Genomic DNA, 13,853 nt, shown 5'->3' on the forward strand with positions numbered 1-13,853 from the left:
TGAAAACCAATACTCCCGGCAAAAAAAGAGCAACCATATGATTGCTCCTCACCCTCTTCTTATTTTAGAAAGGTACCTTCCATATACTCCTTATATGCGGTTCGTATTTCTTCTTCCGTGTTCATAACAAACGGTCCACGGGCAACAACCTGTTCTTTGACTGGCTCGCCTGCATATAGTAAAAAGCGCAAAGGCTCTTCGGCTTTGATGAAAATTTCGCTTCCAGCGTCCCCGCCATCTCCCAATTCAAGAACCTGGCCTTTTGCTGCATATGCTTCATTTTCTCCAAAAACCCCGCTGCCTTCTATAATATAGATGAAGCCCTTGTAGCTTCCAGGCAGATCTTGCGAGGCTTCCGCTCCTTTTTTCATGTTAGCTTCAACCATCGTTACAGGCACATGATTTAAGGCAGGAGATACAACCCCCTTTGAGGATCCGGAGAAGACTTTAAAAATAACGCCATCTTCCTCTCTGACAGGAACTTCACTGCCTTTAAGATTTTGATATCTAGGCGCTGTCATTTTCTTCCCGCTGGGCAGATTGATCCACAGCTGCAGCGAATGGGCAGTTATTCCTTCTGATGGCACTTCGTTATGAACGACACCGCTGCCTGCTGTCATCCATTGAACATCTCCTGGCCCTAACACGCCTCCTTCACCGGAATGACTATCGAAATGTTCAATAGCCCCTTCAATAACATAAGTTACGGTTTCTATACCGCGATGGGGATGGATGTCAAACGCACCTTTTTGAAATTTATCCTCCATCATCAGAAGGAATGGGTCAAACTTCTCCCAATTCCCTGGTTCTATCACAGGGCCTGCTGCATGAATGGGGCTATGCTCCTGCAGATATACTTTCCTGATTGAAGCAATTTCCCGCTTAGTAATCTCCTCATTTTCCATACGCCATTTCTCCCCTTTACATGTAAAGGGAGCAATTGAATAACAATTGCTCCATCTATTATGTTTACTGATTACCTTTTTTTATCCACCCGGCAACTGTGACGGTTCTTTTCGCCTGATGCTTAACAGCTTCCTTCACATCTTCAATCATTTTTCCATCCTGGTCAACTGTTACGCTAGTTCCATACGGATTGCCTCCTGCTCCGAAGAGAACCGGATCTGTATATCCAGGAGCAGCGACAATCGCTCCCCAATGATACATTGTTGTATAAAGGGAAAGAATTGTTGCTTCCTGCCCCCCATGAGGATTTTGGGCTGATGTCATTGCACTTACTGCCTTATTCGCAAGCTTTCCTTTCGCCCAAAGACCGCCAGTTGTATCAAGGAACTGCTTCATTTGGGAAGGCATATTGCCGAAACGGGTCGGCACGCTGAATATAATGGCATCTGCCCATTCAAGATCGTCCGGCTTGATTTCAGGCACATCCTTTGTTGCCTCGACAGTTGCTTTCCATACAGGATTGCCTTCAATTGCAGATTGCGGTGCCAATTCTGGAACCTTAAAAACCCTAACTTCCGCACCAGCTTCTTTACCGCCTTCCTCCGCCCATTTAGACAATTGATAGTTTGTTCCGCCCATGCTGTAAAAAATTACGGCCAATTTCACATTTTCCATATTAATCGTCTCCTTTTTAGTTGAATTTCCAAATAACCTTGATAGGATACCCATATCAGCACCGCCTATTCTTTCATAGTCTTCCCTATTAATTCATTGCATTAACTAATTTTATATTTGTTTATACCAGCGGGCTGCAGCTTGAACCTCACCCATGGTTAATTGGTGTCCAAAACTTTCCCAGTGAAGCTCGACTTTCGCTCCTGCACTTTCCAATAAAGACTGTAAATCAGTAGATTCTTCTGCGGGACAAATCGGGTCATTGGTTCCTGCAGCGATAAATACTGATGTTCCGCTAAGATCAGGCAATTCAGCACCACGCCTTGGAACCATCGGATGGTGCAGAATCGCTGCTCTTAAGGAGTTTTCATGATGGAATAATAAGCTTCCTGCAATATTAGCTCCATTGGAATAGCCAATTGCCACTATGTTTTCACGCTTAAATTTGTATTTCTGTGCAGCTTCATCTAAAAATCCGTTTAATTCTTTAGTGCGAAAAATCAAATCCTCTTCATCAAAGACACCTTCTGCCAGTCTGCGGAAAAATCTCGGCATACCATTTTCCAGCACATTTCCGCGCACACTTAGAACAGAGGCCTCCGGATCAATATGCCCTGCAAGCGGAAGCAGGTCAGTTTCTGTACCTCCTGTTCCGTGAAGCAGCAATAATACAGGTTTAGAAGGATCTTTTCCTTGTTGAAAAATATGTTTCATAGTATCTTCCCCTCTTCGTTTTAATCCAGTTCCCTAACTTCAATTGGGATTAATTTCCGCTCAATGCGATTTCTCATATCCTCATATTGTTCAGGAAGCATCAGCTTCTCTCCCATTTTCCCAGGTGATTCGTCATGCGCAAATCCAGGAGGGTCGGTTGCAATCTCAAACAGAATTTCCCCTTGCTCCCGAAAATAAATGGCATTAAAATAATTCCGATCCCTGACTGGCGTCACACTATATCCATTTGACCTCACATACTCCTGCCACTCCAATTGATCCTCATCATCTTCTGCCCGCCAGGCGATATGATGGACTGTACCGACACCCATCTGGCCGCGCTTGCCGGAAACCTTTTTCAGGTCTATGACATTGCCGATTTGGGCAGTGGATTGGAACCGGATCATTTCTTCCTCTTCCCCAATACGTTCAAGGCCCATTACCCTTTCAAGCAGGTTTGCCGTTTGTTCAGGCTGGGATGAATAAAGAGTCGCCCCAGCAAATCCCTTTATTGCAGCATCTGGAGTGATGCCTCCAAAAGACCATGTATTTATTTCTCCCTCATCTCTTTCTACCAACTCTAATACAAGGCCATGTGGATCAAGAAGCTTTATCAATTCTTCTCCGAATCTTTTTTCCCTTGTGTAAGAAATATTAAATTTCTTAAATCTGTCTTGCCAAAATCCAAGGGCACCTTTGGGAATGGCATAGGAGGTGACCCCAACCTGGCCATCCCCTATAACTCCCTGGAAAGCATTTGCCCATGGAAAGAAAGTAATGATTGTCCCCGGCTTTCCTTCTTGATTGCCAAAGTACAGATGATAAGTGCCGGGGTCATCAAAATTTACGGTCTGCTTGACCATTCTCAAACCTAGTACACCTGCATAAAAATCGACATTCTCCTGCGGATGGCCGACGATGGCAGTGATATGATGGATCCCGCTAGTTTTTCTGCCCACTGTAAACACCTCTTCCTATTTAATGTATCCTAAATTCAGCCAATAAAACTCATTTCAATTCAAATATTTTTAATTCAAGATATTAATTTAAATCTCTGTCCGCTTTTTAACTTTTTCAAGTAAATTTATTAAATCATCCAGCTCATCTGAATTCAGTTCTTCAAAAAAAGTATTCACCTTTTGCTGGTGTTTCGGCATAATCTCTTCCAATAACTTATTTCCTTTGTCAGTTAAACCAATATGAATCGCCCGGCGGTCATTCGGACATGCGATTCTTTTGGCATATCCCTTTTCCACAAGCTTATCAATTACATAAGTCATCGAGCCGCTCGTAATTAATATCCTCTTTCCAATTTCATGTATCGCCTGCATATCATTGTGGTATAGAGCTTCCAGCACTGAAAACTCGGTCATGCTAAGGCTATAATTGGTGATACTGTCCTTTATGCATTCTTGAATGGATTTGGATGTCTGCATGAGAATCAGGAATGCCAGGTTAGGGCAAGGCCTTTTCATATTATCACCTGCCAATACTTCGAATTAATTTATCTTGATTTCGAGATAATTATAAAATACATTTATGATTGTGTCAATCATCCGGATTGAACTCTTTCATCATTCCGCATTGAAAACGAGAAAGGCAGGGAAGAAAGCTGAATTAATTTAGCCAAGTGTTTTAACTCATTTTTAATCACTGATTATTTTACATCATTCAGCATATTGACTTCTTCTTTAACATAAAGGTATATATGATTTATAATATTAGAATTTTCCGATAAGTTTAGGGGTGAGGGAATGTATAAAATATACTGCCGAATGGTTCAAAAAACCTTCAAGCTGGGATCGCCTTTTCTGCCATGGCGGGAACCGGAATTATTAGAAGGTCCCAATAGCCTGGACAAGCTTCCTGATGTTATTAAGAAGAATGAGATCAGCAGAATTCTGATTGTAACTGACAGCGGCATCAGTGGTCTTGGCCTAATGGATGGTTTGCTTTCAAATTTACAGAAAAAGAACATTGAGTTTTATATATATGATAAAACCATTCCAAATCCTACAATTACGAATATAGAAGAAGCACTTGAGGTATATAAAAAGAATGACTGCCAGGGGATTATTGCTTTTGGCGGAGGTTCTCCGATGGATTGTGCCAAAGGAGTTGGTGCAAGAGTTATGAGGCCAAAGAAAAGCATTTCACAAATGAAAGGCCAATTTAAGGTTAGAAAAGAGCTCCCTCCCATTTTTGCAGTCCCGACCACGGCAGGTACTGGAAGTGAAGCCACCGTTGCAGCGGTCATTACTGACAGCAGCTCACACGAGAAATATGCGATTATTGATTTGAACTTAATCCCGCATTATGCAGTTCTTGACCCGTTGATTACATTAAAAATGCCTCCTCATATAACAGCTGCAACCGGTATGGATGCACTAACCCATGCCATCGAAGCCTACATTGGCAGAAGCAATACAGCAGAGACTAGAAAATTCAGCATAAATGCAGTCCGCCTAATTTATGATAATCTTTATGAAACATACCAGAATGGCGAAAACCTGACGGCAAGAGCCAATATGCAGAAAGCTGCGTATCTTGCAGGATTGGCTTTCACCAGGGCCTATGTTGGCAATGTTCATGCTATTGCCCATACACTCGGAGGTTTTTATTCGGTCCCTCACGGTTTGGCAAATGCCGTCATCCTTCCATATGTCCTGGAGCATTATGGAGAGGCAGTATGGGACCCTTTGGCCGAGCTGGCAGTGGCCGCAGGTATCGGCAATGCGTCAGATTCGGCTGAAGAAAATGCTAAAAATTTTATTCTTAGCATAAAATCCCTAAACAGCAGAATGGGGATCCCGCCAAAAGTAAGCGGAATTCAAGACAGGGACATTCCAATCATGGCTGAACGTGCCTTAAAGGAAGCCAATCCCCTGTATCCTGTTCCGAAAATCTTCAGCAGAGATGATATGTTTAGACTGTACCAGCTGATAAAAGATTAAAAAGGGAAATTCCTGTGCCTTTCTTTATTTAAAAATCAATCTGTTAAAAGTTTATTTAAGAAATACCAGTTTCAATATACCTTCTTATAAACTGCCACTCACCAGGAGCACCTTCGCTCTGAAAAAATACATTGGCTGTTAACAGGCTTATCCCTGTGATAATAATGCTTTCGTATATGTATGCAAGCATTTCTCTCTCCCTTAGCTTGGCTATACGATTCAAGGTTCAACAATAAAGAACGAATGGCTCTCTTATGATTAGATATTGCCTTTCAAGCAAAATCAGCTTGTGTGAATGGCGCTAATCTATTCCCAATAGCGCCCTTTCAGGCTGAATTAACAGCAGTCAATGACGCTTATGAATGAGAATAATGCCTTTTGGACTGAATCATCATCAGCCAATGGCGCTTATCACTAGGAATAGTGCTTTTCAGATAGAATACTCATGAACGAGTGGCGCTTATTGATGTGAATTAATCCAATTGCTCACACAAAAAAAGGCGGTTTGCACATGACTGCATTCCGCCTTTCTAGAAACGTTTCTTAATAAAATTCATGAACACAAGCATGGAAGTTGAAATAAGTAATATAATTGAAACCCACATCCAAGCCAGTTCCATATCCCCTGAATCCATAGCAACGTAGATCGCGGTGGGAAGTGTTTGTGTCTTTCCGGGAATATTGCCTGCAAACATTAATGTGGCGCCGAATTCCCCTATTGCCCTGGCAAAGCTTAATATTGCTCCTGTCATAATGGCTTTAGAAGCCAGCGGCATCGTTACATACAGAAAAACCTTTAAATCTGATGCACCATCGACTCTTGAGGCGTCTTCAATCTCATTGTCAATGGATTCAAAACCAGCCCTGGCAGATTGATACATCAGTGGAAATGCTACAACGGCCGCGGCAATGACAGCAGCCCACCACGTAAAAATGACTGGCCCGTTAAACAGCGATTCAATCCCTCGTCCGACGAAAGATTGCTTTCCAAAAACCACAATAAGCAGAAATCCTACAACGGAAGGTGGAAGGACCAATGGCAAAAGCAGCAAAGTATCTATAATTGCCTGGCCTTTAAACGTCCGATTTGCCATCAGTTTTGCAGCTAAAACCCCTATCACTAAAACAGCGAGAAGCGATATAGAGGCAATTTCCAGTGAGAGTTTAACCGGTGACCAAAAGTATTCGGATTGAATCATTTCAGCAGGTAAGAAAAACCGTATTGCTCCATTTAGACATACCTTGTTCAGATTGCATAAATACGTAGAAAAGCTGTTCCGTATCCCGGTTTTTACTCTCTTTTAATACTCCCAGCTGATTGAAAATAATCATATAAACTCCTTTGTAAATAGAAATACATCTGTAAATATAATATACCTTATCATTATAAATGAAAAATTTAGTGAAGCATTCTATTAACTTGAAGTTTTTGTGTCATAAGTCACGTTTAGATTTTTATAATAAATCACTGTCGCCTCCAGATTGCCTTGTTCAGACTGTGCGAAGCCTGGTATGATGCCTGCTTTAAGATATCCTGCTGATTGATAAAGGATATTGGAAACATCACCTTCTCTTGTATCAAGTACAAGCAGGCTTCGGCCCTCCTGTTTCGCTTTATCTTCTGCCGCTTTTAATAACAATCGTCCCAAACCCTTTCTGCGGATGGAGGGGTCAGTCATTAATTTTGCAATCTCCGCACGATGGCTTCCATTTTCTTTCTGGCATAAATGGAGCTGGATTGTTCCGGCAGCTTTTCCATCCATTACAGCTAAAAACAAAACCACATCATTGTTTTTTAATAAATCCTCCCAATATTCCTCTGCCTTAGCTTGATCAAGCGGAGGCAGAAACCCTATTGACGCTCCCTCATTTACCACCTCAATTAATAGTTTGGACAGCTCTTTTTTATATCCTTCAATGGATTTAACCTCGAAAATATCCATACCCGTTCACCCGTTTCTTAATTTTTCTATCCAATCCGCCTCTGGCGAATCTATTACATTAACATTCCATATAAGTAAAAAGTTCTCCTCCCTTCCTCAAAACAAAACCAATAAAAAAAGCTCTGCCAAAAATTTCAGGCAAAGCTTTCATTATGCTTTTATCGAAACCAGCCCTTCTTCTTAAACCACCAAAACATGCCTAAGGCAATAATAAACATTAAAAACAGCGTTTCAAAGTAACCATATTTCCATGTTAATTCCGGCATGTTTTCAAAATTCATTCCGTAAATGCCCGCTATGAAGGTTAATGGCATGAATATGGTGGTTATCACGGTAAGGACTCTCATCACCCGGTTTGTCTGATGGGAGTTGATCGATAAATAACTGTCACGGATATCGGTCGTCAATTCCCTGTTTTCATCAATCATTTCAGTCAATTTCAACAAATGGTCATGAATATCAGCAAAGTATTCGTATCTTTCCTTTACGCCTTTAAGCCTGTGAGAATTAATGACACGGTATATTAAATCCCGCATCGGAATGACTGTATATCTTATCTGCAATAAATGATGACGGATATCAAATAATTTCTCCAATAATTCTTCCATTGTTTCATCATTTGGATTATCTTCAATGAGACTCAAACGATCTTCCAGGTGATAAACGATGGGAAAGTAATTATCCACTATTTTATCAATGATATGATACATGACCAAATAGGGGTCCCATTTATTGATTTTCTTACTCTGGCTCAGCCTTTCCCAAACATCATTCATTTCTTTGGAGAGCTCATGGTGGTACGATACTATGTAATTTGAACCGATGAAAAAGTTGATTTCCTGCTTATCTTCGTTAATATGATTTAAGCTATGGGTGACAAAAAAGCTGTAGTCTTCATAATAATCCATTTTAGGACGCTGGAGTTTAACAACACAATCCTCTATTGCCAGGGGATGAAAATGAAAAGTCTTGTCGAGTTCAGCTGTTTCCTCCTCGTTTGGCTGATCAAAATCAACCCAAAACCACTTATAACTTTCCCACTCTGCTTTCAGCCTCTCAAATGTAATATCTTTCTGCAGTTCATCTTTCTTATTTACAGCTTGTATTCTAATCATGATTGTCTCCTAGTCTTTCCATTCTGTAAACGTATTTTTTCCACTTTTGATAACGATATCCTAATGAGCACTCTTCCAATTGAATATTTATTATTTACCTCTTCACCTTGCACTGTTAAACAAGAAAATACTTTCTTATTCTAGTCAGTCTACTGTAATAATTCGGTAAATACCTCTATATCCGTCTACTTTAACGCTTTTATCCAAAAAAGTAATTTTAATTAACAAAAAATATTTACTTGTCAACTAATTAATTTCAAATAATAAGTCGCTGACGAGAAGAGTAAGACAGGAATGCTTTTCCAAAGAGAGCCGGCATATGGTGAAAGCCGGTGTCCAGTACCTGATCCGAAGATCATCTCTGAGATGCAAAGCTGAAATACAGTAAGCTTTGACGGGTTTTCCACCGTTACATTGGAACGCGTATGATTGTACGTAGCTGAGTGCTACAGTTTTGAACTGCAGAATTAGAGTGTATCGCGAGTATAGACTCGTCCCTTTCTGGGATGGATGCAAAAGCTTCTTTATAAAGAAAAACCAGGCTCTTAAACAGCCTGGTTTTCCTATTCCTTCACCTCAATTCCCGCTGCCTAGTTGAGAGTTTTCACAAACCCGGTACTGTTTGCCTGATACCCTAAACTTAAATAAAAATGATGAGCGTCTTCACGCTCAGTCCTGTTTCCGCTATTTAGTACGATTCCGGCAGCCCCCAATTGTTCTGCAAAATCTTCCACAGCCAGCATCAGCTTCTTGCCTGCACCAATCCCTCTGTAATTACTATCAGTAACTAAAGCAATAACCCGGATATGAATGCCGTCAGTATTGTATAAAAGACCTGTATGGAATCCAGCCATGCCAATAACCTTATCTTTTAGACATGCCACTAATGTGCAGTAATCAGGATGTGAGCCGATGTTATTAAGTCTTGTTTCCATTTGCTCTTGCGATACAGGATAACCCAAGTCTCCCATTAAACGGGCAAGCTTGGGAATATCCTCAATAGCCGTTTTCCTGATATGTATCTTATGCTTCATTTTGCACCTTCCTGCCTTCAAGCGGTTTTATTCCCTTATCCAAATTGCTTTTGTATATCCAATTTTCAAACCTGCTTTTTCCATATTATTCTGGCTTACCGAACCAAACCTTGCCTGACCAGTCAGCAGCTCGGCATTATTTGTAATCGCTTGGCATATTCGGGCTTGAATAAGCGCGCTGTGGACTCCCATGTTTCTGAAAGAAGGCAAAACAGCCGCGGCCGCAAGATTTGCCACCCCTTCTTCCATAAAAATGACACCTATTCCAGCTGGTTCGTTGTTTACAAATGCTAGGTAAAAGGCCCAGTTTTCATTGCCATAAAGCACCTCATTATTTTCAGCTATCCCCTGGCTAAGGAAACCAGGCATGCCAAATCCCTTTGTATATACCTCGCCGAAAAGATCAAATTCCTTTCTTTGTATCCTGCGTATATCAATGCCAGCATGAATGGGAAGATCCACAAGATCTGAAGGCTCCGCAAACAAAGTGGTATGGAAATCACATTGATAAAATCCTTTTTGATGAAGCAGCTTCAGTAAATCTGATGATCCGTTTGATGGTGTGATCTCCAATCGAATTGGGATTCCTTTTCCCTGGTAGAAATCAACTATTTGATCCAGAACTTCTGTATCGGCTTCCTTAAATCCTTTAACGAGATTGAATGATGGACCCGGAATATTCCTGGCAAAAAAAGCGGTTGTCTGGCCAATTCTTTTAATCTCAACGCCCATTGGGTTTTCATCCCGATTTTTAATAGCTGTCAATCTGGATTGCAGCACATCTGTCTCTGCCTGGTCCAGCCTCTCAGCTAAGTCACTTTTCATCACTAGATTCATAATTTTCACCTCATTTATTAAACGTCAAGCCTTCCAAAAGAATGCAATATTTTATATCGCTTAACTGCAAGTATTCCTTTCCAATGATTGCGTGCAATTTGGAATTCATTATCAAATTGTCCCCAGCTCCAGGAAATATCCCATGTTCCTTCATTTGAGATCTGCTCAATATAGAAATCAAGATTATCATCAATTAACGTTCCAAATTTCATAGAAAGAGAATCTTCTGGATGCTCAGCAAAATCCAAGGGAGTGGCTGTATAGCCTAATCCCCAATCTTCTTTTTTCTTCCCGGCAGCTTTGTATGCAAGAGCATTCACTTTCTCAGCCGTATGCTTGAGAGTGTAATTAATTCTGGAATCAAATTCAGTTTCCTGCTTAGACATTAACTTTACCAGCTTCTGAAAATTGTTAATTTCATGCCTATCCATCTCATCAGCTTCCATTATGTAATCAGCTGCATCCTTAATTGTTTCCCACCCTATTTCAGCAGAACTGGTACCAGGTGGTGACCAATGCAATAAGAACCCGGCAAGCTCCGCACTTGGGTTATAAGACCAATTTCCCTGGACATTCTCTGTCCAATGCCACCATGGAGCATGTGGGTACTCGTTGTTTGAAGGCATAACTGATGGCCACATTTTCTTCTCATGCATATAGCTGTGTTCTAAATAATTTACTAGTTTTTGTACAACATTTAACTCGGGTTTTGCTTCAATGTCCATCAAAATTTGTCCGGCCGCCCATGAAGCCATCGGTGAGGAGTAAGGGGACCAGAAATCAGGTTCAATGCCATGGCCAAATCCTCCATCGTCATTCTGAAAAGCTTCAATACATTTTATTACCCCTTCATCATTACGATCCTCAAAATGGTATGACCATAAAGCTGATTCAAGCGGCCTTGCATTTCTTTTAATCCATCTGCCTGTATTCTCAAATCTTTCTTTCGTTATCTTCATAAATTATTTCCTTTCATAATTAGGCGTATTTGATTTCTTATTAGTTTTCTAGCTATAATTTCAATTTCCTTTCTTAAGCAATAAAAAAGGAAAAGAGTCAAAGCTCTTTTCCTAATCAATCCACTTTACAATATCATCGAATGGTCTGCGTGTTTTCGGCCTTGGGTCTTTCACTCTGTACCCAAATGCACACATTACCGACAGCCCGAAGCTTCCTTCTTCAAGCAAACCTTCCTCATTCAGCAGCTTATTCATTTTCTCAATATCGAAACCTTCAATTGGGCAGGAGTCTATGCCAATTTGTGCAGCAGCGGTCATCATATTCCCCAGTGCGATGTAGCTTTGCTTACAGGCCCAATCAAAGAGAGGGCGGTCCCCTTCCAGAAGATCAAAATCAGACTTCTGGAATTCCTCTATCCGCTGCAAATATTTTTCCATCATTTCTTCGGGCATCCCCAGAGTATTTCTAAAATGATCCTGCAGATACTGGGAATCATATTTAGTATCTTTTTTCGTTCTTGCCAGGACTAAAACAAAGTGGCTTGCTTCAGGCAGTTTACCGAATGCTCCCCAGGAGGCATTCTTAATTTTCTCACGGAGCTCCTGATTCTGAACAACCACAAAACGCCATGGTTCAAAGCCAAATGAACTTGGTGACAGACGGCCTGTCTCCAATATAAATCGAAAATCTTCTTCGGGAATTTCTTTATTTGGATCAAATTCCTTTGTCGCATGCCTGAATTGATAGGCATTCAGAATGTCTTCCTTTAAATTTTCCTTTTCACGCAAAACCAAACACTCCTTTTCTGACTGTTCTAATTTTAACGTAACACATTACAGCATAACATTCATGAAATCAGCTTTTAGTTTGCCCTTTTCATTGCCCTCCCTAATCATTTTGGGCTCTGTCTTTGTAAATCCATAGACAGTCTGATCATATCCCGGCAAAGAATTCCATTTTCATGGATATCTTCTTTGTAATGCCGCACAAAAAAATCTCTATCGACCCCAGTGATTCTAAAACCGCATTTTTGGTAAAGAGCCAGCTGCCCGATACTGGAATTCCCCGTACCAATTTCAAGGGTTTTATTTCCACCTTGAAAAGCAAGCTCTATTGCATGCTGAAGAAGTTTTTTGCCGATGCCCTCTCCCTGATATTTTTCACTAACGGCAATATTAACAATCTCACAGGTTCCTGGCCTTGTGGCAAGAAGGATATAAACGCCGACTGCTGCTCCGTTAAGTTCAGCAATATATGTTTCCCCTCGATTTAGATAATCCTCAATAAATTCAATTGAAGGATCTGCCAATAATAGCAGGTTCATAGGAGGGGGCTCTGAATGGCAAATACTTCGAATCTTCATTATGTCCTCCTTTTTATGTCAAGGCTTTCAAAATAATCTTTGAAAATACTTTCTGTTTGTTCTTTCGGATCAAAAACGGAATGTCCTGCCCCTGCAATCAATTCTTCTTTTAATGAAGGGTGATATCTTCTAAATTCCTGCACCTCTTCTTCCTTTATCAGAGTGCCTTTTTCCTCTCCGCGCAATAAAAGGACCGGCCCTTCAATTTGATCCAGCCCATAGGTTAAGTCCAAATCCTCTGAATCCATCTGAAGTTTCATGGGGAGATCTTTATGAACCCTTGCGTGAATTCCATCTTCTTTTTTCACATAGAATTCTTCCTTTCTTTCTGCAAATTCTTCCGGGCTGATTTCCTGATTAGGGGAGATAGCCTGATAAAGCTCCTCCCATGTCTGATGAACTTTATATCTGGCGATTATGTTTTCAACCCATTCCTTTTTCATAACAAAGCTTTTTGCAGGAAAGTCCCCTACCACAAAGCCCTTTATTTTGCCCGGATAATCTACTGCAAACTGCACAGTATTCGGGACTCCCCTGGAAAATGAAATAAAGTGTGCTTTCTCAATTCCGGCGTGCTGGAGAACCGCCTCAATATCACTGGCCAGATGCCGGATTGTAAAGCCGGTCTTCGGAAGGCCGCTGTCCCCGCACCCTCTTAAATCAATTGAAATGACCCGTCTTGGTTTTCCCCATTTTCCTTGAGATAGTTTTTCCCCAATCCACCTGAACATTCTTCCATTTGAAAGGTTCCCATGAATGCATATTACAGGAAGGCTGTCATTCTCGAATGCAGGTATCCATTCCAGATAATGAAGGGTAAAGTCTTCCTCTCTTTCTATAAAATGATGATCCATAGCTGTCATCTCCCCAGTTCATTTTTGATTACCTTTTTTATTTGAGTTTCCCTTTCATGCTTATCGATATATTCAAAATATCCAATTCTATTTCCCCAGGGATCCGAGAATGTTGCCCACTTAACAGGGACTTCTTTCCTCGTATGGATATCAAATGGTGTTATTTTTAATTCTGTGATCAGCCTTTCACGTTCCTGTTCAAGATCAGGCACACCCAGCCTAATTGGACCGCTTCCTATACTGGGAGTTCCCTCAGCTATCTGAAGCCAGCACCCTGTGATGAGTTCCCACTCTGCAAAACCTTCATGCGGAATGAAATCAGGTTGTTTATTAAGTAAAGTTTCGTACCACCACAGTCCCTTTTTCATGTCCAGCACCCTGAATTGAATCGTCATTTCATAGATCATTTCCGTCCTCCCATCCCATTCCAATTTATGTAATTCGTTAAAATCATCACATTTCCTTTATTTTATTGTTTTTGAACCAAAGTAAAGGGAA

Annotated in this window: 17 protein-coding genes and 1 other annotated feature; of the genes, 1 reads left to right on the forward strand and 16 read right to left on the reverse strand. The window is 40.9% G+C overall.

All coding sequences use genetic code 11. From position 1 onward, the window contains the following. Positions 1-59: 59 nt before the first annotated feature. From NR125_RS10225 to NR125_RS10245, 5 genes are all read right to left on the reverse strand, one after another. Entirely contained in the window at positions 60-905 is an 846-nt protein-coding gene (locus NR125_RS10225) for a pirin family protein (protein ID WP_019382521.1), read from the reverse strand. A 64-nt stretch (positions 906-969) separates the two neighbouring features. Further along, a complete protein-coding gene (gene wrbA / locus NR125_RS10230; protein WP_019382520.1) occupies positions 970-1,581 on the reverse strand; it encodes an NAD(P)H:quinone oxidoreductase in 612 nt (203 codons plus the stop codon). 111 nt (positions 1,582-1,692) lie between these two features. Next, positions 1,693-2,295 (reverse strand): alpha/beta hydrolase, encoded by a 603-nt coding sequence (locus tag NR125_RS10235; protein ID WP_009333589.1) that lies wholly within the window; start codon positions 2,293-2,295, stop codon positions 1,693-1,695. 20 nt (positions 2,296-2,315) lie between these two features. Further along, entirely contained in the window at positions 2,316-3,254 is a 939-nt protein-coding gene (locus tag NR125_RS10240) for a ring-cleaving dioxygenase (RefSeq protein ID WP_251264791.1), read from the reverse strand. A gap of 87 nt (positions 3,255-3,341) precedes the next feature. Further along, positions 3,342-3,770, reverse strand: coding sequence for a MarR family winged helix-turn-helix transcriptional regulator (locus tag NR125_RS10245; protein WP_251264794.1), 429 nt, complete (start codon positions 3,768-3,770; stop codon positions 3,342-3,344). Positions 3,771-4,049: 279 nt separating this feature from the next. On the opposite strand from NR125_RS10245, the gene NR125_RS10250 reads away from it, so the two are divergent. Further along, positions 4,050-5,249, forward strand: a complete 1,200-nt coding sequence (locus tag NR125_RS10250; RefSeq protein ID WP_256815261.1) for an iron-containing alcohol dehydrogenase — start codon at positions 4,050-4,052, stop codon at positions 5,247-5,249. Between the two features lie 55 nt (positions 5,250-5,304). Here NR125_RS10250 and NR125_RS10255 read toward each other — a convergent pair whose 3' ends face one another. The 11 genes from NR125_RS10255 to NR125_RS10305 form a co-directional block, all read right to left on the reverse strand. Further along, on the reverse strand, positions 5,305-5,439 hold the full coding sequence (locus NR125_RS10255) for a hypothetical protein (RefSeq protein ID WP_019382515.1): 135 nt from the start codon (positions 5,437-5,439) through the stop codon (positions 5,305-5,307). A 340-nt stretch (positions 5,440-5,779) separates the two neighbouring features. Then, positions 5,780-6,448 (reverse strand): molybdate ABC transporter permease subunit, encoded by a 669-nt coding sequence (modB, locus tag NR125_RS10260; protein ID WP_009333585.1) that lies wholly within the window; start codon positions 6,446-6,448, stop codon positions 5,780-5,782. Positions 6,449-6,664: 216 nt separating this feature from the next. Then, complete coding sequence (locus NR125_RS10265) at positions 6,665-7,192, reverse strand: GNAT family N-acetyltransferase (RefSeq protein ID WP_251174975.1); 528 nt, start codon at positions 7,190-7,192, stop codon at positions 6,665-6,667. Between the two features lie 158 nt (positions 7,193-7,350). Continuing rightward, positions 7,351-8,307 carry a magnesium/cobalt transporter CorA gene (corA, locus tag NR125_RS10270; protein WP_009333583.1) on the reverse strand — a complete coding sequence of 319 codons (957 nt, stop codon included), beginning with the start codon at positions 8,305-8,307 and terminating at the stop codon, positions 7,351-7,353. 262 nt (positions 8,308-8,569) lie between these two features. Then, positions 8,570-8,809, forward strand: a binding site (T-box leader). Positions 8,810-8,897: 88 nt separating this feature from the next. After that, positions 8,898-9,341 carry a GNAT family N-acetyltransferase gene (locus tag NR125_RS10275; protein ID WP_009333582.1) on the reverse strand — a complete coding sequence of 148 codons (444 nt, stop codon included), beginning with the start codon at positions 9,339-9,341 and terminating at the stop codon, positions 8,898-8,900. A gap of 27 nt (positions 9,342-9,368) precedes the next feature. Further along, a complete protein-coding gene (locus NR125_RS10280) occupies positions 9,369-10,178 on the reverse strand; it encodes a GNAT family N-acetyltransferase (protein ID WP_256815265.1) in 810 nt (269 codons plus the stop codon). A 17-nt stretch (positions 10,179-10,195) separates the two neighbouring features. After that, a complete protein-coding gene (locus NR125_RS10285; protein ID WP_009333580.1) occupies positions 10,196-11,137 on the reverse strand; it encodes a hypothetical protein in 942 nt (313 codons plus the stop codon). Positions 11,138-11,248: 111 nt separating this feature from the next. Continuing rightward, positions 11,249-11,926, reverse strand: a complete 678-nt coding sequence (locus tag NR125_RS10290) for an NAD(P)H-dependent oxidoreductase (RefSeq protein ID WP_019382509.1) — start codon at positions 11,924-11,926, stop codon at positions 11,249-11,251. Positions 11,927-12,030: 104 nt separating this feature from the next. Then, positions 12,031-12,501: a GNAT family N-acetyltransferase gene (locus NR125_RS10295; RefSeq protein WP_251264797.1), complete on the reverse strand. Its 471-nt coding sequence runs from the start codon at positions 12,499-12,501 to the stop codon at positions 12,031-12,033. Further along, on the reverse strand, positions 12,501-13,355 hold the full coding sequence (locus NR125_RS10300) for an alpha/beta fold hydrolase (protein ID WP_009333577.1): 855 nt from the start codon (positions 13,353-13,355) through the stop codon (positions 12,501-12,503). The genes NR125_RS10295 and NR125_RS10300 overlap by 1 nt, the downstream gene beginning before the upstream one ends. Positions 13,356-13,360: 5 nt before the next feature. Continuing rightward, positions 13,361-13,762, reverse strand: a complete 402-nt coding sequence (locus NR125_RS10305) for a VOC family protein (RefSeq protein ID WP_009333576.1) — start codon at positions 13,760-13,762, stop codon at positions 13,361-13,363. Between the last annotated feature and the right edge of the window lie 91 nt (positions 13,763-13,853).

It is taken from the genome of Cytobacillus sp. Bac17, assembly GCF_024519925.1.
Classification (GTDB): Bacteria; Bacillota; Bacilli; order Bacillales; family Cytobacillaceae; genus Cytobacillus; species Cytobacillus pseudoceanisediminis.